The sequence below is a fragment of the Actinokineospora enzanensis DSM 44649 genome (genome assembly GCF_000374445.1).
GTDB classification, from domain to species: domain Bacteria; phylum Actinomycetota; class Actinomycetes; order Mycobacteriales; family Pseudonocardiaceae; genus Actinokineospora; species Actinokineospora enzanensis.
Genome location: NZ_KB894422.1, coordinates 28,832 through 48,944 on the forward strand (window position 1 = coordinate 28,832; position 20,113 = coordinate 48,944).

Genomic DNA, 20,113 nt, shown 5'->3' on the forward strand with positions numbered 1-20,113 from the left:
GCGAAACTCATCGCGGCGCGGTGGACGGTAACTCGAACAGGGGGAACAGGGCGGTGTCGAGGTGTGAGACCGCGTGCGCGATTCGTCCGTCGACGACGTCCAGGGTGATGAGGGCGAACGGCGCGCCGTCCGGACCGTAGTGGCCGAACGCGGGGCCGCCGTTGGCGTGGGTGGGGACGAGTGTCGCACCGAGACAGGGACCGTCGGCGTGCAGCAGTGCGATGCGCTGGTGTTCCTTGCCGCGAATCCACCACTGGAACGGAGGCATGCTCATTGTTGCGTCGTCACGTAACAGAGAGACCAGGGTGTCCACATCGTGCGCCTCGAACGCCCGGCAATAGCGGTCCAACAGGGACTGGTCCACTTCGTCCTGTGTGGGTTGTGCGGGGACCAGCGCGCGCGCCCGTTGCAGGACACTGTTAACCGCCTCAGTGGAGGTACTCAGCAGTTCCGCGACCTCTGCGGCCTTCCAGCACAGGACGTCGCGCAGGATCAGTACGGCCCGTTGTCGTGGCGGAAGGTGTTGCAGCGCGGCCACAAACGCCAACCGGACCGACTGCTTCGCGACCACTTGGTCCGCCGGGTCCAGCACTTTGGCGTCCGGAACCGGCTGCACCCAGGCGGTCTCCGGTAACGGCGCGCCGACGTCCTTGCCTGGAGCGGATACCGGCGCGAGATCCACCGCCAGCGCGCGACGTTGGGGACTACGCAACATGTCCAGGCAGACGTTGGTGGCAATCGAGTACAACCACGCCCGCAACGAACCGCGTTGCTCGTCGTACCCGGCCTTCCACGCCTTCGCGAACGTCTCCTGGACAGCGTCCTCGGCCTCGAACCCCGACGCCAACATGCGATAGCAGTACCCGGTCAACTCGACCCGGTGAGATTCCCAGTCCACTCGCCTCACCTTAGAACCGGCTGGTGTCGTGTCGGTCACGCTCTCGGGAAAATTGCCTGAAGTCCCAGACGGGTTGGGTTTGTTGGGTGTCTCGCTGGGGGGTGGTTGGGGTTGGTGGGGATCTCGCTGTGTTTGTTGGCTCGGCTTCGCCTCGCGGCGGGATCGCCTTTAGCCGGTCTCTTCCCACCCGATCCCACTCGGCCCCGGGGGCCTCCTGGGATCGGGTGGGAAGAGACCGGCGCGATCCCGCGTGGTGGTCGAGTTAGGGGTGGCTGAGTTGGGGTGGCTGAGTTGGGGTGGCTGAGTTGGGGTGGCTGAGTTGGGGGTGGCGGGGTGGGCCCACTCACTCTCACCTTGCTCTACTCCCCTCGCTCCCTTGCAAAGAAAACTCCGCCCTGCTGATCTGAATGGCGAACAGGGCGGAGTCGGTGTCTTTTCGTCCGCTATTCGGTGGTGAAGGTTTCTGCGGTTGGGGAGGTGTTTTCGCGGCGGGAGATCCAGGTGTGGATGGCGTCTACTGCCTTGGCTACCGGGATGCCGTTCAGTTGGGAGCCGTCGCGGAATCGGAAGGAGATCGTGTTGGCTTCCACGTCCTTTCCGCCTGCGACCAGCATGAACGGGACCTTCTGCAGGGTGTGGTTACGGATTTTCTTCTGCATGCGGTCGTCGGACATGTCGACCTCGACGCGGACTCGCTTGGCGCGCAGCGCCTTGGCCACCTGGAGCAGGTGGTCGGTGTGGTCCTCGGCGATGGGGATGCCCACCGCCTGTACCGGGGCCAGCCAGGCCGGGAAGGCGCCCGCGTAGTGCTCGGTGAGGACGCCGAAGAAGCGTTCGATGGAGCCGAAGAGGGCGCGGTGGATCATCACCGGGCGTTGGCGGGAGCCGTCGCCTGCGGTGTACTCCAGTTCGAAACGTTCGGGGAGCATGAAGTCGACCTGGATGGTGGACATCTGCCAGGTGCGGCCCAGGGCGTCCTTGGCCTGGACGGAGATCTTGGGGCCGTAGAAGGCGGCGCCGCCGGGGTCGGGGACCAAGGCCAGGCCTGAGGACTCGGCGGCTTCGCGGAGGGCCTCGGTGGCCTTGGCCCAGACCTCGTCGGAGCCGATGTACTTCTCCTCGTTGCGGGTCGACAGCTCCAGGTAGAAGTCGTCGAGGCCGTAGTCGCGGAGCAGGTCCAGCACGAACGTCAGGAGAGACTTCAGTTCGTCCTGCACCTGTTCGGGGGTGCAGAAGATGTGGGCGTCGTCCTGCGTCATGCCGCGTACCCGGGTCAGGCCGTGGATGACGCCGGACTTCTCGTAGCGGTAGACGGAGCCGAACTCGAACATGCGGAGCGGGAGCTCGCGGTAGGAGCGGCCCCGGGAGCGGAAGATCAGGTCGTGGAACGGGCAGTTCATCGGCTTCAGGTAGTAGTCCTGGCCGGGTTTGCGGACCGTTCCGTCCTCGTTGTACTCCGCGTCCAGGTGCATGGCCGGGTACATGCCGTCGCGGTACCAGTCGAGGTGGCCGGACGCCTCGAACAGGGTGCCCTTGGTGATGTGTGGCGAGTAGACGAACTCATAGCCCTCTTCCTCGTGCCGGGCGCGCGAGTAATCCTCCATCGCGCGCCGGACGATGCCGCCCTTGGGGTGGAAGACGGCCAGGCCGGAGCCGATCTCGTCGGGGAAGCTGAACAGGTCCAGCTCGGTGCCCAGCTTGCGGTGGTCGCGGCGCTCGGCCTCGGCGATCAGCTCCAGGTAGGCGTCCAGGGCCTCCTGGGACTCCCATGCCGTGCCGTAGACCCGCTGGAGCTGCTGGTTGTTCTGGTCGCCGCGCCAGTACGCGGCGGCCACGCGGGTCAGCTTGAAGGCCGGGATGTGCTTGGTCGTGGGCAGGTGCGGGCCCCGGCACAGGTCGCCCCAGACCTGGTCGCCGGTGCGCGGGTCGAGGTTGTCGTAGATGGTCAGCTCGCCGCCGCCGACCTCCATCACCTCGGGGTCGTCCACATCGCTCTTGATGTCGACGAGCTCCAGCTTGAACGGCTCGGCGGCCAGCTCCTGCTTGGCGGCCTCGACCGACTCCACGACGCGGCGGGAGAAGCGCTGGGCGCCCTTGACGATCTGCTTCATGCGCTTCTCCAGCGCCTGCAGGTCCTCCGGCGTGAACGGGCGCTCGACCGCGAAGTCGTAGTAGAAGCCGTCGCGGACCGGCGGGCCGATGCCGAGCTTGGCATCCGGGAACTGCTGCTGCACGGCCTGGGCGAGCACGTGCGCGCACGAGTGGCGGATCACCGAGCGGCCGTCGTCGGTGTTCGCCGCGACCGGCTCGACCTCGACGTCCACGTCCGGGGTCCAGGACAGGTCGCGCAGCCTGCCCTCCTGGTCGCGGACCACGACGACGGCGTCCGGGCCCTTGCCCGGCAGACCTGCCTCGCGCACGGCGGCACCAGCCGTAGTGCCCGCCTGCACCACCACGCGCGCGGCGGGTGCGACGGACGGGGGCGGCGGCTGGGACACGGTGACTCCTCGGTGCAGGCGGTCACAGGGGTTGTGACCTCGACAGCAGCGATGTTATCGACCGCCCCGCCGGACCCGCCCCCCGGTTTGCCCCGCCTGTGGACAACTCTCGAAGGTCGCGCGAATCTGTGGACAACCCCGGATCAGCCGCCGAGCATCGTGCGCATCCGCTGGATCTCGTCGGACTGCTCGGCCACGATGTCGTCGGCCATCTCCTGGACCCGGACATCCACCCCGTGCTGCTGGATGTCCTTGGCCATCTGGATCGCGCCCTCGTGGTGGCGGGTCATCAGCTGGAGGAACTGCCGGTCGAAACCCGGCCCGTACGCGCCCTGGAGCTCGACCATCTGCTCGGGAGTGGCCATGCCGGGCATCGGCATCTGGTGGCCCGCGTGTTGACCGTGCGATGGGTCGATCTTGGGCCTGCCCTTGCCCGCCAGCCAGGCGTTCATCGCGTCGATTTCCGGCTGTTGGGTGTGCGCAATCCGGTCGGCCAGACCCTTCACGGCCGCGTCCTGCGCGTGCGTCGCGGCGAGCGCGGTCATGTCCACCGCCTGCTGGTGGTGCTGGATCATCATCTCGGCGTACATGAAGTCGGCCGAGTTGGGCTGGTCGACGCGCGCGCCCGCCGAGATCTCCGCCGGGGACAGGGTTCTGTTGTCGCCACCGGGTTTCCCGGGTTGCACCACCGGGTTGGTGGGCATGCCCACGGCCGGTTCTGTGTCGTCCGTGCACGCCGAAACTGCCAGCAGTACGGCGATCATCGATACCCCGCCGCGCGCGATCAGACCCGCCACGCCAGACCCTCCTGTCGGCCACGCCCGACCCCCGAACGTAACCGGGGACCGGGCGTGGCGACAGCGTCCAACCAAGTGGTGAAAATTTCCAACCTCAAGACCTGGTAGCGCTCCGTCCATGAGTCCATACTCCCGGTTACCGACTCCACGAGAGGGGTAAGCAGCATGCCTTCATCCCACAGCGGCAGGCGTGCACTGGCATCGGTCGCGGCCATCGGCGTCGCGGTGCTCACCGCGTCCGGCCTGGTGGGGACGCCCTCGGCGACCGCGCAGAGCCAGCTACCGGGCCAGGACCAGATCGTCATGAGCCCGAACGTCAAGCACGTCGCCAACATCCCGGCCACCGCCCCGCTGGCGGGGGACGGGTCGATCGGCACCGACATCGCGTTCACCGGCAACTACGCGATCGTGGGGAACTACCTCGGTTTCACCATCTACGACATCGCCAACCCCCGGCAGCCCCGCATCACCAGCCAGGTGCTGTGTCCGGGCTCGCAGAACGACGTGTCGGTGAGCGGGAACGTCCTGTTCCTGTCCACGGACTCGCGCCGCAGCGACGACACCTGCTCCTCGGTCGCGCAGAACGACGGCACCCAGCCCTACTGGGAGGGCATGAAGATCTTCGACATCAGCGACAAGAGCAACCCGCGTTACGTCAAGGCGATCGCCACCGACTGCGGCTCGCACACCCACACGCTGGTCCCGGACCGGCGCGGGCGGGACGTCTACCTGTACATCTCCTCGTACGGGCCGTCCGACACCATCGCCAGGTGCAAGCCGCCGCACGACAAGATCTCGATCATCAGGGTGCCGCTGCGCGACCCGGGCGCGGCGGAGCTGGTGGCGACGCCGAACCTGTTCCCGGACGGCGGCAACCCGGGCACCCCGGGCACGGTGGACAGCGGTTACGTGTCGGCGACCAGCGGCTGCCACGACATCACCGTGTACCCGTCGAAGAACCTGGCGGCGGGCGCCTGCATGGGTGACGGTGTGCTGATCGACATCGCCGACCGGGAGAAGCCGCGGGTGATCAACCGGGTGCAGGACGACCGGCACTTCGCGTTCTGGCACTCGGCCACGTTCAACAACGACGGCACCAAGGTCGTGTTCACCGACGAGCTCGGCGGCGGCAGCGCGGCCACCTGCAACGCCAAGGTCGGCCCGACCCGCGGCGCGGACGGCGTCTACGACATCACCGGCCGCGGCGACCAGCGGCGGCTGGAGTTCCGCAGCTTCTTCAAGATCAGCCGCTACCAGGCGGACAGCGAGAACTGCGTGGCGCACAACGGTTCGCTGCTGCCGGTGCCCGGGCGGGACATCATGGTCCAGGCCTGGTACCAGGGCGGCGTGCAGGTGTGGGACTTCACCAGCTCGACCAGCCCGCGCGAGATCGGGTTCTTCGAGCGCGGGCCGCTGAGCGCGCAGCTCAGTCTGGGCGGCTCGTGGAGCGCCTACTACTACAACGGGTTCATCTACAGCTCGGACATCGTCAAGGGCCTCGACGTCCTGGAGATCAACGACCCGAGCACCGACCCGGCGAAGCGCTACCACTACGACGAGCTGAACGTGCAGACCCAGAACACCTTCCACTGACAGAAGAACAAGAGAGGGGACCCCGCCGAGCGTGGCAGGGTCCCCTCTCTCGTGGGTGTCAGACGGACCGGACGACCTCGTCGTAGTCCAGGCGCGGGTTGCGGTCGAACCAGGCGTTCTCGCCGGGGGTGCCGAGGTTGACCACGACCAGCGAGCGCAGCTTGCCGTCCGGGAAGAACTCGCGGTCCACGCCCGCGGCGTCGAAGCCGCTCATCGGGCCCGCGGCCAGGCCGATCGCGCGCACGCCCAGCACGAAGTAGCCGACCTGGAGCAGCGCGTTGAAGCGCGCGTTCTCGACCCGGGCCGCGTCGTCGGCGGCGTGGATGTCGCGGGCGATGGGCAGGTTCGGGAAGGTGCGCGGCAGGTGCTCGTGGAAGTCCACGTCAGCGGCCAGCACGGCGGTCAGCGGCGCGGTCAGCGTCTTGGCGCGGTTGCCCTCGGCCAGGTGCCGGGCGAGGCGCTCGCGGGCCTCGGGCGTACGGACCAGCAGGATCCGCAGGGGCTGGCTGTTCATCGCCGTCGGCGCCCACTTGACCAGGTCGTAGACGGCCTGGACCTGCTCGTCGGTGACCGGCTCGGCAGTGAAGGAGTTCGCCGTGCGGGCGGTGCGGAACAGCAGGTCCTGGCCCTCCTCGGTGAGCTGGGCGAGCTGGGGTTCCTGTACTGCGGTCATGACTGGTGCTCCTGGGTCGGCCGGTCCGTCGTTCCGGGAAAGGCGGAACGACCCGTGCAACTTAATTGAGAGCTTGACTATTTCACCGGCGTTCATGGCGATCGTCACATCCCGGATTCACCCGATAGCCGCAACGACGCCCGTTACGGGGACGTCGTGGTCCGGCAGGGTGTAGGGATCGGAGGCACAAGCTGATCACCGGGGGGACACGTGCGGGTGCCATCGCGCCGGATCATCCGGGCGGTGCTGCTCGCCCTGCTGCCGGTCGTGGCCATCGCCCTCGGCACGCTGATGGCCACCGGTGGTCTGGAGCAGAACGACAAGCTGGCCAGCGTGTTCGGCCTGTTCGCCGCGCTGGCCGCGCTCGCGGTCGCGGTGGTCGGCCTGCCGCCCGCGCCGGACGAGTTCGTCCGCGACACCACCGAGCTGGCCGACGACCTGGCCACCACGATCCGCGCGCAGTGGCTGGAGGAGGCCGCGGCGCGCAGCCTGATGGACCCGCACATGCTGCCGCTGACCTGGTCGGACGGCCAGCGCGCAGGCCGCGTCGACGGTCGGTTCGCCGAGGTCGGGCAGCGGCTGGCGGAGCGCTACGGCGACATCCACAGCGGCAGGCTGCTGGTGCTGGGCGAGCCGGGGTCGGGCAAGACGGTGCTGGCCATCGTGCTCACCCTTGGCCTGCTCGGCGAACGCCCGCCCGGCGCGGCGGTGCCGGTGCTGCTGACCGCGTCGTCCTGGGACCCGGGCGAGGTGCCGCTGGACGACTGGATCGTGCGCATGCTGGCCACCTCGTACTACCACGGCCGCGCGGACATCCCCCGCAGGCTGCTGCTGGCCGGGAAGATCCTGCCGGTGCTGGACGGGGTGGACGAGATCCCGGAGATCGACCGGCGGGGCGCGGTGCGCGGCATCAACGCCGCACTGGGCCGCGACCGCCCGGTGGTGGTGACCTGCCGCAGCACCGAGTACGCGGAGGTCGTCCGGGACGGCGCGGCCCCGCTGCGCAAGGCCGCCACGGTCGAGGTGCGGCCGGTGGCGGGCGCGGACTCGGTCGCCTACCTGAGCGAGGTGCAGTGGCCGAGCGGGACGGACTGGGCACCCGTCTACAAAGCGCTGCGGGACCGGCCGGGGAGTTCGGTGGCGGCAGCGCTGTCGACGCCGTTGATGGTGTCCCTGGCCCGCATGGCCTACCAGCGCGCGGGCGGCCCGCCCGCGCGGCTGCTGGACGAGACGGAGTTCCCGGACCGGCACTCGATCGAGGACTTCCTGGTCGACCAGGTGATCGAGGCCGCGTACGCACCGGACCCGCTGCCGACCGGTGAGGTGGGCCACGCCCCGAGTGGACGGTGGAGCGCCACACAGGCACGTCGCTGGTTGACCTATCTGGCCCGGTACACACACCGGCACCGGGAACGAGACCTGGCGTGGTGGAAGGTGAGCGACCGCCTGGTGTCGCCGTGGGTGGCACCCGCGATCGGGGTGGGCATCGGCGTGACGCTGATGGTCGCGGTGGCGGGCGCGGGGGCGCTGCTGGGCGCGGATCCGCTGTTCAGCGACCTGTTGGAGATCGGCCTGGGGCTGGCGGCGCTGGTGGCCGTGCTGGCGACCGCGCTCTGGTACGGCGCGACCGGCCGGGAACCCGGGCGGGTGGCGTTCGTCGCCCGTGGGTCGCTCGGCCGACTGCGGCGCGGGTTCGCCACCGGTGTGGCGTTCGTGGCCATCCCGGTGACGCCGGTGCTGGTCGGCGCGGTCCTCGTGTCGGCGACCGTGGGCGGCACGTTCGCCGAGGTGACCGAGCTGGTGACCGGCATCCTGGCGGCGGTCGGGTTCGCCGCCGTGGCCGGGGCGACCGTGGCGGCGCACAACTGGCTGAACGCACCACCCGAACGGTCGACGAAGGCGGGCCCGATCGGGCTGGTGCGGCAGGACCGGCGGGCGACGCTCGTGGGAGCGCTGGTTGCGGGCGGGATCGCGGGCCTGGTGTCCATTCCGGCACTCGCGCTGGTGCGGTTCCTGTCGGAAGTGTTCGGCCCCGGGGTGGCCGCACTGCTCGGGTACGCGGGGACGGCGCGGTTCGATCGTGACCCGCTCGACTTGGGCGCGCCGATCAACACGGCCGCCGTGGTGCTGCTGCCCGCGTTGGCCGGTGCGCTGCTGGTGTCGTTGACGCGCGCGTGGCCCCGGTTCGTGTTGGCGCGGTTGGTGTTGGCGGCACAGGGGCGACTGCCACTGCGGTTGCTGGCGTTCCTCAGTGACGCGCGGGATCGCGGGTTGTTGCGGCATTCCGGTGAGGTGTACCAGTTCCGGCACGTGTTGGTGCAGGAACGCCTACACGCCACGGCTGTCGAGGCAGCGGAGCCGGTCAGGCGGCCGCGTCGGGTGCGTGCGGTCGTGTGTGTGGTGTTGCTGCTCGCGGCGACCGTGGTGACTGTCGTGACCTACAACCACATGCGGTGTGAACCGGCCCTGCACTTGGGAACCGACGTCGACCGGGTGCGCGCGTTCGACGGGACCGGGTCGCATTGCGTGGGATTGGTTCCGGAGACGGAGTGGTCGACGCTCGGGGTGGATCCTGGCGTGATCGCGCTGCTGCGTGCGGGGAACCAGAACGCCCTCACCGCGCCTCGACATGTGGATGTGGCTGTCGTGGGGCCGTTGCGGCCGGACGACGGCGGGTCGACGCAGCGGATCACCGAGCAGCTGAAGGGGGTGACGTTGGCACAACGAGAGAGTGGCTTGGTGGGCCGCGCCATCCGCATCGTGCTGGTGTCCGCGCCTGGGCTGCCCGCCGGGGTTGAGCCTGCGGTGCTACCGGAGACGACGGAGGTGGCCGTCCAGCGCGCGGTCGAGCGGGAGGGGATGTCGCTGGCGGCGGTCATAGACCTGGACTCGCCGATGCTCTCGCCCGAACCGGTACCTGCGGCCGGTAGTCCCATGACGCCGTTGGTGGGTGCACGGCAGCTGTCGGAGACAGCGCACACGGAACAGGTGCGCGCGCTGCGGATGCTGACGTTCCTGCGCGGGGAACTGGGCAACTTCCAACTGGTGCCCTCGGGCTCGCGCCTGGGCTGTGCCGGGTCGGGAGATCTGGCGGTGGCGTTCTCGACCGAGGTACCGCCACGGCTGTTCCTGGAGCAACAGAGCTGCGCGGGTCGGCCGGTGGACCTGGTGCTGCTGGGCAACGTCACGGAGGATCTGCGGTCACGCTTCCAGGCCGGACGGGACACGCGCCTGACGGTGTACCTGGCCGCCGAGGGCACGAACACCGGCGACCGCGCCTGCCCCCAGGCCGCGGCCGACATCGGCCTCACCTGCCGCACGGTGTCGAGCCGCTACACCTACGAACTGGTGCAGGCCATCGTCGGCACCCCCGCCCGCCCCATCACCCGCATGACCTGGGGCCCCCGCGGCTGGATCACCACCACCATCCCCTGACCGGGCGACCGCGAGCCAAGCCATGATCCATCTTCCACCGCACAGCAGCCCCCTCCCACCCAGGGGGGCGGGCCCCACAAGGACACCGTACCGCCCGCCGCGCCCTGTCAAGAGCCCGGAAACGGGCCTGTGGAAGGAAACGGTTACCGACGGGGAACCTGTGGACAACCCGGAGACGGGTCGGTGACCGTGCCAAGGCGGCACGGTCACCGACGGGGTCACCACTCGCAGCCGTTGGTGACGATCATCAGTGACGAGAAGCAGTGGCTGCAACAGCTGGAGATCAGCTGTGGCTCGTCCCCGGTCTGCTCCGCGGCAGGCATCAGGTCGAGCTCGTTGACGGTCAGTTCCATCGGATCACCTTTCAGTAGGAGGGCAGCAGGGGTCTTTCACCGCCGTGGTAGAGGCGGAGCAGGAAGGACAGGGCGCCCGCGTATCCGTTCGCGAAGGCGGCGACCACGTCTCCGGTGTCGTCGGGGGTGAGCATGCGGCCGCGACGGGGGACCGTGCGGGCGATCAGGGCCTCGGCGGTGTCGGCGGCCCAGATCCGGTAGCGGTCGTCGCCGAGAGCCTCGTGGCAGTCGAGGAGGAAGTCGCCGTCGGTGGCGAGGCCGTGGCACCACAGCGGCGGGGAGGTCCAGTTGGCGCTGCGCACGGCGACGGCCGCCGCCTCGGCCAGCGGATCACGGGTGTGGAGCAGGAAGCCACCGACCCCGCTGGCGCCACTGCAGAAACCGGTCAACCGCACGGAGTCCGCCTCGCTGTCGTCCTCGCCGCTGGGCCAGAACGCCGCGTCCCCGTCCACGATCGCGACCCCTCGCAGCGCGGTCGCGCAGTCCTGGGCAGCAGCCCAGTACCGGTCAGAACCGGACGCGGCAGCGGCGTCCAGCAAGAACGTGCCGATACCCGCGACCCCGTGCGCGAACCCCCAGTGCCGCTTGCCCGCCAGTGCGAACTCTCCCGTAGCAGTCCACTCCGGACCGATGCTCAACAGATAGTCCGCACACGCACAGGCCTGTCGCAGCAGGTCCTCCTCCCCCGTGTGCCGCCACAACCGCAGCAACGCCAACCCGGCACCCGCAACACCGTGGAACACGTCCGGCACCGGCCACTCCACCGGCAGCCGCCGCGCCAACCGCAATGCCTCGTCCTGGATGTCGGCAGCGTCGAGCAGTTCACCCGCCTCGTACAGACTCACGGCAGTACCCGCGCGCCCGAACAACAACCCCGGCAACAACCGAGGCTCCGCAGGCAACCGGCGCAGCGTCCACCGCGCGGCCAGCTCGACCGTCTCCAGCACATCGCGCCCCGCCCGCGCGGCCTGGCACAACACCAGCAGCACCCCCGGCGCGCCGACGTGCACCGAGCACGGGTCGTACCGGCTGGCTGTCTCCGAGTTGCGCCACAACCACGGCGCGCCAGGGTCGGCGGTCGCCACGATGTCGGCCAGCATGTCGTCGATCACGCCACCGACGTCCACAGTGGACGCGGACACCGCGCGCGGCCGGGGTACCGGCAGCCAGGTCGTGGGCGCCTCCACCAGCAACGCCGAGTCGCCGTGGGCGGCACGGACGCGCGTCGTGTGGCCGTTGGCGGGCTCGGGCATGCCGAGATCCCCGAGCTGGGCGCGAACCGTGGCCAGGTCGGGCCGCGCGGCCGGATCCGGTGCCAGCAGATCCGTCAGCACCGGCCCGACCAGCGCCGCCACCGGGTTGCTCGGCGTCATCGCCGTCACCATCGCGCGCAGCCGGGTTCCCTTGCAGGCGGGCGGATGCGCGCCGGACACCAGGTGGAACAGCGTCGCGCCCAGCCCGTAGAGGTCCGACGCCACGCTCGGGTCGGCGGCGATCATCCGCGCCCGGCCCTCCTCCTCCGGCGCCGCGTACCCCGGGGTCAACAGCCGCGCGGCCACGTCCGTGGGCCGCAACGCCGACTCCAGGTCGATCAACACCAGCTCGCGCGACGGCGTCACCAGCACGTTGTTCGGCGTCAGGTCGCCGAGCACGTACCCGGCGGCGTGCACCTCCCCCACCCGGTCGACCAGCTGACGAGCGAGGTCGAGCGCGAGCGGCACGTCCAACGCCAACGCGCCAGACGGCGACGGCCGCAGCTCGCGGGCGACGAACCGGCGCAGCGGCACGCCGTCGATCCACTGCTGGGCCACGAAGATGTCGGTGCCCGCGGTGAAGATGTCCACGAACCGCGCCGGGTCCAGCGCGGCGAGCAGGCGCGCCTCGGCCCGAGCGCGGGTGCGCGAGTCGGTGCCGTCGACCCCGGCGCCGGTGTGCTCGCGAAAGCGTTTGAGCACCACCGTGGTGCCCTCCGGGTCGACCGCGAGGTACACGCCGCCCCGGTTGTTCTGGCGGATCGCGCGCACCACCCGGAACCGGCCGCCGACCAGGACGGACTTGGGCGGCGTCTGCTCGGCCTCGGGGGTGTGGAACGGGTCGACCGCCCAGTCCGGGGCCACCTTGCCCACGCTGCGCTGGTCGGGCACGGCGGTGCCGTCCGGGGCGTGCAGCACGGCCCGGTACTCGCCGTCGTCGGTGAGGACCAGGTCCGGGGCGAAGGCGCCGTAACGGTAGAAGACCTGGGAGTGCGCGCGGTAGCGGCGGTCGGTGAGGATCCACTGGCCGGGCAGGCCGAGCGTGGCCGCGTGCAGGTCCTCGGCGACGGCGCGGGCGTGGTCGTCGTCGTCCGGGTAGGCGGTGATGAACTTGCCGGCGGCCTTGCGGTCGGCGTTGGGGCCGACCAGCTCGTGCACGCGGCGCAGGGTGGCGGCGAACTTGAACGCGCACCGGTGCCGGGCCAGCACGTCGGCCGCGCGGGCCAGCACCAGGCAGGCCGAGAGCGGCGTGGCGGGCACGTGCAGCTTCCAGCCCTGCGCGCGCGGCCGGTGGTCGTCGGGCAGGACGTGGTGCCAGTGCGTGTCGACGTGGTGGCGCCAGCGGTCGGGGGCGTGCCGGGCCAGCACGGCGGCGAGGGTGTCGGCGAGCAGTTCGCCGTCTTCGGTGGCACCGCCTTCAGCGCTGATCATCGCACCGTCCCAGGGCCGTGGGGACACCAATCGGTCCCAGGGGCCAAATAGACTCCCCCGGACCGCCCCCGGACAAGCCTGTGACGTGCGAGAAGACCCGCCAGGACGACGGATTCCTCCGTTAGGTCCGGATGGGTGACGGCCCGTGTGCCTGAGTCACCCAGGCGACCGGACCGGCTGGTCGCTTTCCCGGCCGAAAATCGGCTGCGACGCACGCCGCCAGCCGGCTAGGGTGCCGCGACAGCCGCATCACGAGAACGAGGAGAGGTCCATGCGCCGAGTGACGACAGGCCCCAGCAGCCGCCGCCCACTCGCATACAAGGACCTCCCACCGGATGCGCATGCTGAACCTCGGCGTCGTCGCGCACGTCGACGCCGGTAAGACCAGCCTCACCGAACGACTCCTTTTCGACGCGGGCGCGATCGCGCGCCTCGGGTCGGTCGACGGCGGGGACACCACCACCGACGGCATGGCGCTGGAGCGCCGCCGCGGCATCACCATCCGCGCCGCGGTCGCCTGCCTGCGCGTGGGCGACCACCAGGTGCACCTGATCGACACGCCGGGGCACGTGGACTTCGTGGCCGAGGTGGAGCGCGCGCTCGGCGTGCTCGACGGCGCGGTGCTGGTGATCTCGGCCGTGGAAGGCGTGCAGGCGCATACGCGCGTGCTGATGCGCACGCTGCGCGCGGTCGGTGTGCCGACGCTGCTGTTCGTCAACAAGGTCGACCGCGCGGGCGCGCGCGGCCTGGAACTGCTCGCGGAACTGCGGCGGTTGCTGGATTCCACCGTCATCGCGCTGAACCGACCGGCGGACCCGGGCACCCGCGCGGCCTCGGTGGTGACCGTGCCGCTCGGCGAGGACGCGGCCGAGGTGCTGGCCGAGCGCAGCGACGCGGTACTGGAGTCCTATGTGGATGGCCTGGACCCGGAGCTGCTGCGGGCGGAGCTGATAGCACAGACCCGAAAGGGACACGTGTTTCCGGTGCTGTTCGGTTCCGCCATCACCGGCGTCGGTACCGCCGAACTATTCCGTGCCATTGTGGAATTGTTGCCGTGCGGCAATCCCACGGCCGCCGGGAATCCGCTGGCGGGAACGGTATTCGCGGTGGAACGGGACGCGGCCGGACGCCGATTCGCGGTGGCCCGGCTGTTCTCGGGCACGGTGGCCGCGCGCGACCGGGTCGAATACCTGCGGCACCGGGCAAACGGCGTGGTGAGCGAGTCCGGACGGGTCACCACCGTGCTCGACGCCACCGGCGCGCCGGGTCGGGTCGGCGCGGGCGGCATCGCGCGCATCGGCGGGCTGCCGAGGCTGCGCGTGGGCGACCACCTGGGCACGTCCGCGACCGCCCGGCCGCGCGCCTTCCGGTTGCCGACAATGGAAACCGTCGTCACCTCGGCCGACCCGGCCGCCCTGTTCGCCGCACTGGACACGCTGTCCGACGAGGACCCGTTCATCGACGTCCGGCGCGGCCCCGAGCCGGGCAGCCTGGTCGTGTCGCTCTACGGCGAGGTGCAGCGGGAGGTCATCGCGGACCGGCTGGCCGACGAGTTCGGCGTGACCGCGCGGTTCGCCCCGACCCGCGCGGTGTGTGTGGAACGGGTGGTGGGCTCGGGGCACGCGGTGCACCACATCGGCGACGGCCTGCCGTTCTGCGCGACCCTGGGGCTGCGGGTGGACCCGGGGTCCGGTGTGGACTTCCGGCTGGCGGTGGAGCGGGGTTCACTGCCGGGCGCGTTCTTCACCTCCATCGAGGAGAGCGTGCGCGCGGCGCTGGACGACGGGCCACACGGTTGGCGCGTGGTGGACTGCCGGATCACCGTGACACACACCGGCTACTTCAGCCCGGTGACCACGGCCGGAGACTTTCGCGGTCTTGCCCCGCTGTTGCTCGCGGACGCGCTGCGGTCGGCGGGGACGGCGGTGTGCGAGCCGGTCGACCGGGTGGAACTGGTGGTGCCGTCGGACGCGCTGACCCCGGTACTGGCGGCGGTGGTGCGGCTCGGCGGCCTGCCGGAACCGCCGCGCGGCGACGCGGACACCGTGTTCGTGTCGACGACGCTGGCGACGGCGCGGGTGCGCGAACTGGCGAAAACGTTGCCAGGGCTAACCAATGGCGTGGGCTCGCTCACCACGCACCCGCTCGGCCACCGTTCGGTCAGCAGGGATGCGCCCGGCCCGGCCCCCCGTCCGCGGGCGTGACTCCGGTGGGGGTGAGGTCGGCGGAGGCGACCACGACGGGCATGCCGTCGGCGACGGTGTCCGTGGCGGAGACGGTGACCGCGCCCACACCGGCATCCGCGGGAGCGACGTAAACGGCAGGAACGTCCGTGACAGGGGCATCGGCAACAGGGAGTTCGGCAGCGGTGTCCACGGCAAGAGTGTCCACGGCAAGAGTGTCCACGGGCAGGGCATCGGCGGGCAGGGCATCGGCGGGCGGGGTGTCAGCAGGCGGGGTGTCGGCGGGGGCGGAGTCGGGCAGCACCGGCGCGGCCCAGTCCAGTACCGGCGGGCACTTGCGGGACGGTCCCCTGCGGAACACGACCGACGCGTACCCGGGCGCGGGCTGGGTGGTGTGCGGGCGCAGCACGAGCGCGGTGCGGCCGGAGCAGTCGGGGCTGCTGTAGAGGACCGCGAACCGGTCGGTGTCGTTCTGCACCTGGCGGTAGGTGTTGCCGAGCAGGTAGCAGCTGTCGTCGTCGGGGTCGACGATGCCCAGGCCGCCATCGATGTCGTAGTAGATGAACAGTCCCGTGGCGGCCTCCGCGAGCGGCGCCGCTCCGGTCAGGCAGGCACCTGCGGCGGTCGCGGTGATCAGGAATCGCAGGAGAGTGTTCATGGGGGCCACATCCTGTCTATTTATCTGGTCCCGGCGGCATTTCGGTTGTCCACGATATGCCCGCTCTCGGAGCGAACTCCCGACAAGCACACCATCGAGCGAATTCGGCTTTTCCCGGTCACGTCGAGTTTTCCGAGCGAGTGGTCGGTCCGGAACGGCGGCCGACCCGGGAGATCATCGCGGGCGGGTCGGTGGTCACCGGTAGCCTGCGGGCCCGTGGACCTTCTGCCGTACGACGAGTACGCCGCCTCCCTGCCCCGTAAGCGCGCCGCCGCGGGCATGCTGCTGCGCGACCACGACGGGCGGGTGCTGCTGGTGGAACCGACCTACAAGGACAGTTGGGAACTTCCCGGCGGGACGGTCGACGCGGAGGAGTCGCCGTGGGCCACGGCGGTCCGGGAGACGACCGAGGAGCTGGGGATCACCCGGGAGCTCGGCAGGCTGCTGGTGATCGAGCACATCCCGACCCGCGGGGTGATGCCGGAGGGGCTGATGTTCGTGTTCGACGGCGGGGTGATCCCCGCGGCCGAGGTGCGCGCGCTGCGGCCGACGGATCCGGAGATCCGCTCGGTCGGGCTGTTCACCCGCGACGAGGTGCGCGCGCTGTCCAGGGGCGGCCTGCACCGGCGCATCGAGGCGGCGTTCCGGGCGTTGGAGACCGGGTCGCTGGTGTTATGCGACCGGGACACCAGGCGAGAGTGATTCGCGTTTCCGTTGTGGGCCAGTCGGTCCGCTCAGTCCGCGACCGGCAGGTCCACCCGGACCACCGCGCCGACATCGCCCGGCGGGTCGACGAAGCGGACGGCACCGCCATGCGCCGCGACGGTGTCGCGCACGATCGCCAGCCCGAGCCCCGAGCCGGGCAACGCGCGGGCGTCTGGCGCGCGCCAGAACCGCTGGAACGCCTCCTCCCGGTGCGCGGGCGGCACCCCGGGGCCCTCGTCGGCGACGGTGAGCCGCCCGCGGCCGGACCGCACGGTGATGGTCGAGCCGAGCGGCGAGAACTTGATCGCGTTGTCGAGCAGGTTCAGCACCGTGCGTTCCAGCGCGACCGGATCCCCGACCACCGACCACGGCACGCCGCGCACCTCCAGCGCGCGGTCGCCCGCGCGGTTGCGCGCCCGGTGCACGGCGCGCTCGACCACGACGGCCATGTCGACGCGTTCGGTGCGCAGCTCGCGTTCGTCGCGGGCCAGCACCACCAGCTCGGTGACCAGGTCGCCGAACTCGCGGACCTGGGCGCCCACCCGGTCCAGGATCTCCGCGCGCCGGGCGGGCGGCAGCGGGCGGCGCACGCGTTCGCTGCGGGCGAGCAGGTCGACGTTGGTGCGCAGGCTGGTCAACGGGGTGCGCAGCTCGTGCGCGGCGTCGTCGACCAGCGCGCGCTGACGGCGGCGGGACTCGGCGAGCGCGGTCGTCATCCGGGTGAACGCGCGGCCGAGCCTGCCCACCTCGTCCTGGCCGCGCACGGTCACCGGGGTGCGCAGGTCCTCGGTGCGGGCGATCTCCTCTGCGGTGCTGGTCAGCCGTTCCATCGGGGCCAGCGCGCGGCGGGTGAGCACGTGCCCGGCCACCGCGGCGAGCACCGCGCCCAGCAGCGACACCGCGACCAGCACCCGGCCGAGGCCCACCAGGGTGTCGTCGACCTCGGCCAGGCCGTGGCTGAGCAGCAGCACGTCCCCACGCGGCAGCGGGTTGACCAGCACCCGCACCGCGGCGCCGGAGGCCGTGCGGCCGTCGCGCAGTGTGTCGGCGCGCCCGGCGCGGTCGCTGTCCAGCACCACGACCCGGTCGGCGCCGGGTGGTGCGCAGTTCTGACCGTCGGCGCGCAGCAGCTGGATACCGTCGATCAGGTGCCGCAGGTCGCGGCCGTTGGAGCCGCCGCACAGCCAGCGGAAGTCCGGCGGCGGCATGCCCGGCGGTTTCGGCGCGCCCGGCGGCGGGACGCGGCTGAGCAGCGTCTGGTCCAGCTGGGCGAGCAGGTGGTGCCGGGTGGTGAACCAGGCGGTGGTGCTGATGGTCGCGATCGCCACCGCCACCACGATCGCGGTGCTCATGGTGACCCGGCTGCGTAACAGCATCCGGCGTTCCCGCTGTCTCATGACCGATCCGTCACGGGGTGCGCAGGATGAAGCCGACGCCGCGCACGGTGTGCAGCAGGCGCGAGCGGCCGCCCGCCTCGGTCTTGCGGCGCAGGTAGCCCACGTAGACGTCGAGGTTGTTGGTGCCGGGGTCGCGGCCCCACACGGCCTGCTGGAGCTGGTGGCGGGTCAGCACCCGCTCGGGGGTGTCGAGGAAGACCGCGAGCAGGTCGAACTCGGTGGGGGTGAGCTCGATCCGGTGCTCGCCGCGGCCGACCTCGCGGGTGCGCGCGTCCAGCCGCAGGTCGGCGTAGCAGCGCAGCTGCGGGGTCTGCCTGGCCCGGTTCTGCTTGAGCAGGGCGCGCACCCTGGCCAGCAGCTCCTCCAGGGCGAACGGCTTGACCAGGTAGTCGTCGGCGCCCGCGTCCAGGCCGGTGACCCGGTCGCCGAGCGCGTCCCGGGCGGTGAGCATGAGCACCGGCAGCCGGTCGCCCGCGCCGCGCAGCCTGCGGCAGGTCTCCAGACCGTCCACCCCGGGCATCATCAGGTCCAGGATGGCCAGATCGGGACGCGGGTCGGCGGCCAGCAGGCGCAGCGCCTCGCCGCCCTCGGCCGCGGTGTCGACCTCGTACCCCTCGAACTCCAGGCTGTGCCGCAGGCTTTCCCGCACGTCCGGGTCGTCGTCCACCACCAGCAGGCGCATCGTCTTCCACTTCCCGTCTCTCGCCGGTGCACCAGGCTAACCGGCCTCCGCGCATTCCCGGCACGCTCGGTTTTCCCAGGTGACCGGGTGTGATCGGCTCTCACGCTTCTCTCAGCCGACGCCAAGGTCGTTCTCACGGGCCGCACGCCACCGTGGGGCACGACCGAAGACCACGACCGACCCGCAGCCCCCCGGTCGGATCCGCCGAAGGGAGAACCTGGTGTCCGTCGACGCGACCGGACGACCCGTGAGATCCACTATAGACACGACCGGTCTGACCACAGTGGACATCGTGATCCCGGTGTACGACGAGGAGCGGGCCTTACCCGGCTGTGTTCGCGTGCTGCACGACTTCCTGGCCGCGAACTTCCCGTACGACTGGACCCTGGTCGTGGTCGACAACGCCAGCACCGACGGCACGCTCGCCGTCGCCGAGGGGCTGGCCGGGGAGTACGACCGGGTCCGGGTGCGCCACCTCGACCGCAAGGGCCGCGGCCTGGCGCTGCGCGAGGCCTGGTCGGCGAGCACGGCGGCGGTCGTGGTGTACATGGACGTCGACCTGTCCACCGGGCTGGACGCGCTGCTGCCGCTGGTAGCGCCGCTGGTCACCGGACACTCGGACCTGTCGATCGGCTCCCGCCTGGCTCCCGGCGCGCGCACGGTTCGCGGCCCGCGCCGGGAGTTCGTCTCGCGCGTCTACAACCGGTTGCTGCGGCTGACGCACGGCGCGCGGTTCAGTGATGCGCAGTGCGGGTTCAAGGCCGCGCGCACCGACGTCGTCCGGCCACTGCTGGACCACGTGCACGACGACGCGTGGTTCTTCGACACGGAGCTGCTGCTGCTGGCCCAACACAACGGGCTGCGCGTGCACGAGGTGCCGGTGGACTGGGTGGAGGACGTCGACAGCCGGGTGGACGTGGTGGGCACGGCCATGGCGGACCTGCGCGGGATGATCCGCGTGGCGCGCGCCAAGGCGTCCGGCGCGGCGTTGGTCCCGAACCTGCCGCGTCGTCCGGATCCGCGGGCGACACACCCGGACGCGGTTCTTGCCCGGCGCAAGGGTGCGCTGTCGTGGCAGTTGCTGTCGTTCGCGGTAGTGGGTGCTATCTCGACCGTGGCCAACCTGGCGCTGTACGGGTTGTTCCGCTCGTGGTGGCCGCCGCTGGTGGCCAACCTGGTCGCGTTGGTGCTCACGACGCTGTTCAACACCGAGGCCAACAGGCGGTTCACCTTCACCGCCGTGCAGAAGACGCGCGGGCGGACCCACTTGCAGGGTTTCGTCGTATTCGGGCTTTACTACGCGTTCACCTCGGCCGCGCTGCTGGCACTGCACGGTGCCGACCCGAACCCGACCCGCGCGCTGGAACTGCTGGTGCTGTTGGCGTCCTCCGTACTGGGCACAGCGGGCCGGTTCCTGCTGCTGCGTCGTTGGGTGTTCCGCGGACGGCGACAATGACCACTCCCGCAATCCGCGTCGACGCGGTGGCCTGCCGGGCGTGGCAACTCAGTGAGTCGCCACGGGTCCGGAGCCCGCGTGACTGTCCCGGCGCCGCGCGG

Annotated in this window: 14 protein-coding genes; 5 read left to right on the forward strand and 9 right to left on the reverse strand. The window is 70.9% G+C overall.

Annotated features, from left to right (window positions below):
• Positions 1–7: 7 nt before the first annotated feature.
• The 3 genes from C503_RS0122030 to C503_RS0122040 all read right to left on the reverse strand — a co-directional run bounded on the left by C503_RS0122030 (position 8) and on the right by C503_RS0122040 (position 4,193).
• Positions 8–898: a sigma-70 family RNA polymerase sigma factor gene (locus C503_RS0122030; RefSeq protein ID WP_018684392.1), complete on the reverse strand. Its 891-nt coding sequence runs from the start codon at positions 896–898 to the stop codon at positions 8–10.
• 443 nt (positions 899–1,341) lie between these two features.
• Positions 1,342–3,396 (reverse strand): threonine--tRNA ligase, encoded by a 2,055-nt coding sequence (gene thrS / locus C503_RS0122035; RefSeq protein WP_018684393.1) that lies wholly within the window; start codon positions 3,394–3,396, stop codon positions 1,342–1,344.
• 143 nt (positions 3,397–3,539) lie between these two features.
• Positions 3,540–4,193: a DUF305 domain-containing protein gene (locus tag C503_RS0122040; protein ID WP_018684394.1), complete on the reverse strand. Its 654-nt coding sequence runs from the start codon at positions 4,191–4,193 to the stop codon at positions 3,540–3,542.
• A 165-nt stretch (positions 4,194–4,358) separates the two neighbouring features.
• Between C503_RS0122040 and C503_RS0122050 the strand changes: the two genes are divergently transcribed.
• The gene (locus tag C503_RS0122050; RefSeq protein WP_033400908.1) at positions 4,359–5,786 is read left to right on the forward strand and encodes an LVIVD repeat-containing protein; all 1,428 of its coding nucleotides are present in this window, start codon (positions 4,359–4,361) and stop codon (positions 5,784–5,786) included.
• 58 nt (positions 5,787–5,844) lie between these two features.
• Here C503_RS0122050 and C503_RS0122055 read toward each other — a convergent pair whose 3' ends face one another.
• Positions 5,845–6,459: a malonic semialdehyde reductase gene (locus C503_RS0122055; RefSeq protein ID WP_018684397.1), complete on the reverse strand. Its 615-nt coding sequence runs from the start codon at positions 6,457–6,459 to the stop codon at positions 5,845–5,847.
• 210 nt (positions 6,460–6,669) lie between these two features.
• On the opposite strand from C503_RS0122055, the gene C503_RS0122060 reads away from it, so the two are divergent.
• Complete coding sequence (locus tag C503_RS0122060; protein ID WP_018684398.1) at positions 6,670–9,894, forward strand: NACHT domain-containing protein; 3,225 nt, start codon at positions 6,670–6,672, stop codon at positions 9,892–9,894.
• 218 nt (positions 9,895–10,112) lie between these two features.
• Here the strand turns inward: C503_RS0122060 and C503_RS48585 are convergent, their stop codons facing one another.
• Both C503_RS48585 and lanL read right to left on the reverse strand, forming a co-directional pair.
• Complete coding sequence (locus C503_RS48585; protein WP_018684399.1) at positions 10,113–10,247, reverse strand: hypothetical protein; 135 nt, start codon at positions 10,245–10,247, stop codon at positions 10,113–10,115.
• A gap of 11 nt (positions 10,248–10,258) precedes the next feature.
• Entirely contained in the window at positions 10,259–12,931 is a 2,673-nt protein-coding gene (lanL, locus tag C503_RS40325) for a class IV lanthionine synthetase LanL (RefSeq protein WP_018684400.1), read from the reverse strand.
• 335 nt (positions 12,932–13,266) lie between these two features.
• Here lanL and C503_RS40330 point away from each other — a divergent pair, with 335 nt between their 5' ends.
• Positions 13,267–15,135 carry an elongation factor G gene (locus tag C503_RS40330; protein WP_018684401.1) on the forward strand — a complete coding sequence of 623 codons (1,869 nt, stop codon included), beginning with the start codon at positions 13,267–13,269 and terminating at the stop codon, positions 15,133–15,135.
• Here the strand turns inward: C503_RS40330 and C503_RS0122080 are convergent.
• Positions 15,092–15,772, reverse strand: a complete 681-nt coding sequence (locus C503_RS0122080; RefSeq protein WP_018684402.1) for a hypothetical protein — start codon at positions 15,770–15,772, stop codon at positions 15,092–15,094. The two genes, C503_RS40330 and C503_RS0122080, sit on opposite strands and share 44 nt — an antisense overlap.
• A gap of 216 nt (positions 15,773–15,988) precedes the next feature.
• Here C503_RS0122080 and C503_RS0122085 point away from each other — a divergent pair, with 216 nt between their 5' ends.
• A complete protein-coding gene (locus tag C503_RS0122085; RefSeq protein ID WP_018684403.1) occupies positions 15,989–16,474 on the forward strand; it encodes an NUDIX domain-containing protein in 486 nt (161 codons plus the stop codon).
• A gap of 32 nt (positions 16,475–16,506) precedes the next feature.
• Here the strand turns inward: C503_RS0122085 and C503_RS0122090 are convergent, their stop codons facing one another.
• Together C503_RS0122090 and C503_RS0122095 are read right to left on the reverse strand one after the other, a co-directional pair.
• A complete protein-coding gene (locus tag C503_RS0122090) occupies positions 16,507–17,874 on the reverse strand; it encodes a HAMP domain-containing sensor histidine kinase (RefSeq protein WP_033400909.1) in 1,368 nt (455 codons plus the stop codon).
• A 10-nt stretch (positions 17,875–17,884) separates the two neighbouring features.
• Positions 17,885–18,556 (reverse strand): response regulator transcription factor, encoded by a 672-nt coding sequence (locus C503_RS0122095; protein WP_018684405.1) that lies wholly within the window; start codon positions 18,554–18,556, stop codon positions 17,885–17,887.
• Between the two features lie 247 nt (positions 18,557–18,803).
• Between C503_RS0122095 and C503_RS0122105 the strand changes: the two genes are divergently transcribed.
• Positions 18,804–20,012 carry a bifunctional glycosyltransferase family 2/GtrA family protein gene (locus tag C503_RS0122105; RefSeq protein WP_026316570.1) on the forward strand — a complete coding sequence of 403 codons (1,209 nt, stop codon included), beginning with the start codon at positions 18,804–18,806 and terminating at the stop codon, positions 20,010–20,012.
• Positions 20,013–20,113: the final 101 nt, after the last annotated feature.

What these genes read in the sequence shown, in the direction of transcription:
- C503_RS0122055 (WP_018684397.1), bottom strand. Translation starts at nt 6,459, where the DNA reads ATGACCGCAGTACAGGAACCCCAGCTCGCCCAGCTCACCGAGGAGGGC.
- C503_RS0122080 (WP_018684402.1), bottom strand. Translation starts at nt 15,772, where the DNA reads ATGAACACTCTCCTGCGATTCCTGATCACCGCGACCGCCGCAGGTGCC.
- lanL (WP_018684400.1), bottom strand. Translation starts at nt 12,931, where the DNA reads ATGATCAGCGCTGAAGGCGGTGCCACCGAAGACGGCGAACTGCTCGCC.
- C503_RS0122090 (WP_033400909.1), bottom strand. Translation starts at nt 17,874, where the DNA reads ATGAGACAGCGGGAACGCCGGATGCTGTTACGCAGCCGGGTCACCATG.
- C503_RS0122095 (WP_018684405.1), bottom strand. Translation starts at nt 18,556, where the DNA reads ATGCGCCTGCTGGTGGTGGACGACGACCCGGACGTGCGGGAAAGCCTG.
- C503_RS0122050 (WP_033400908.1), top strand. Translation starts at nt 4,359, where the DNA reads ATGCCTTCATCCCACAGCGGCAGGCGTGCACTGGCATCGGTCGCGGCC.
- C503_RS48585 (WP_018684399.1), bottom strand. Translation starts at nt 10,247, where the DNA reads ATGGAACTGACCGTCAACGAGCTCGACCTGATGCCTGCCGCGGAGCAG.
- C503_RS40330 (WP_018684401.1), top strand. Translation starts at nt 13,267, where the DNA reads ATGCGCATGCTGAACCTCGGCGTCGTCGCGCACGTCGACGCCGGTAAG.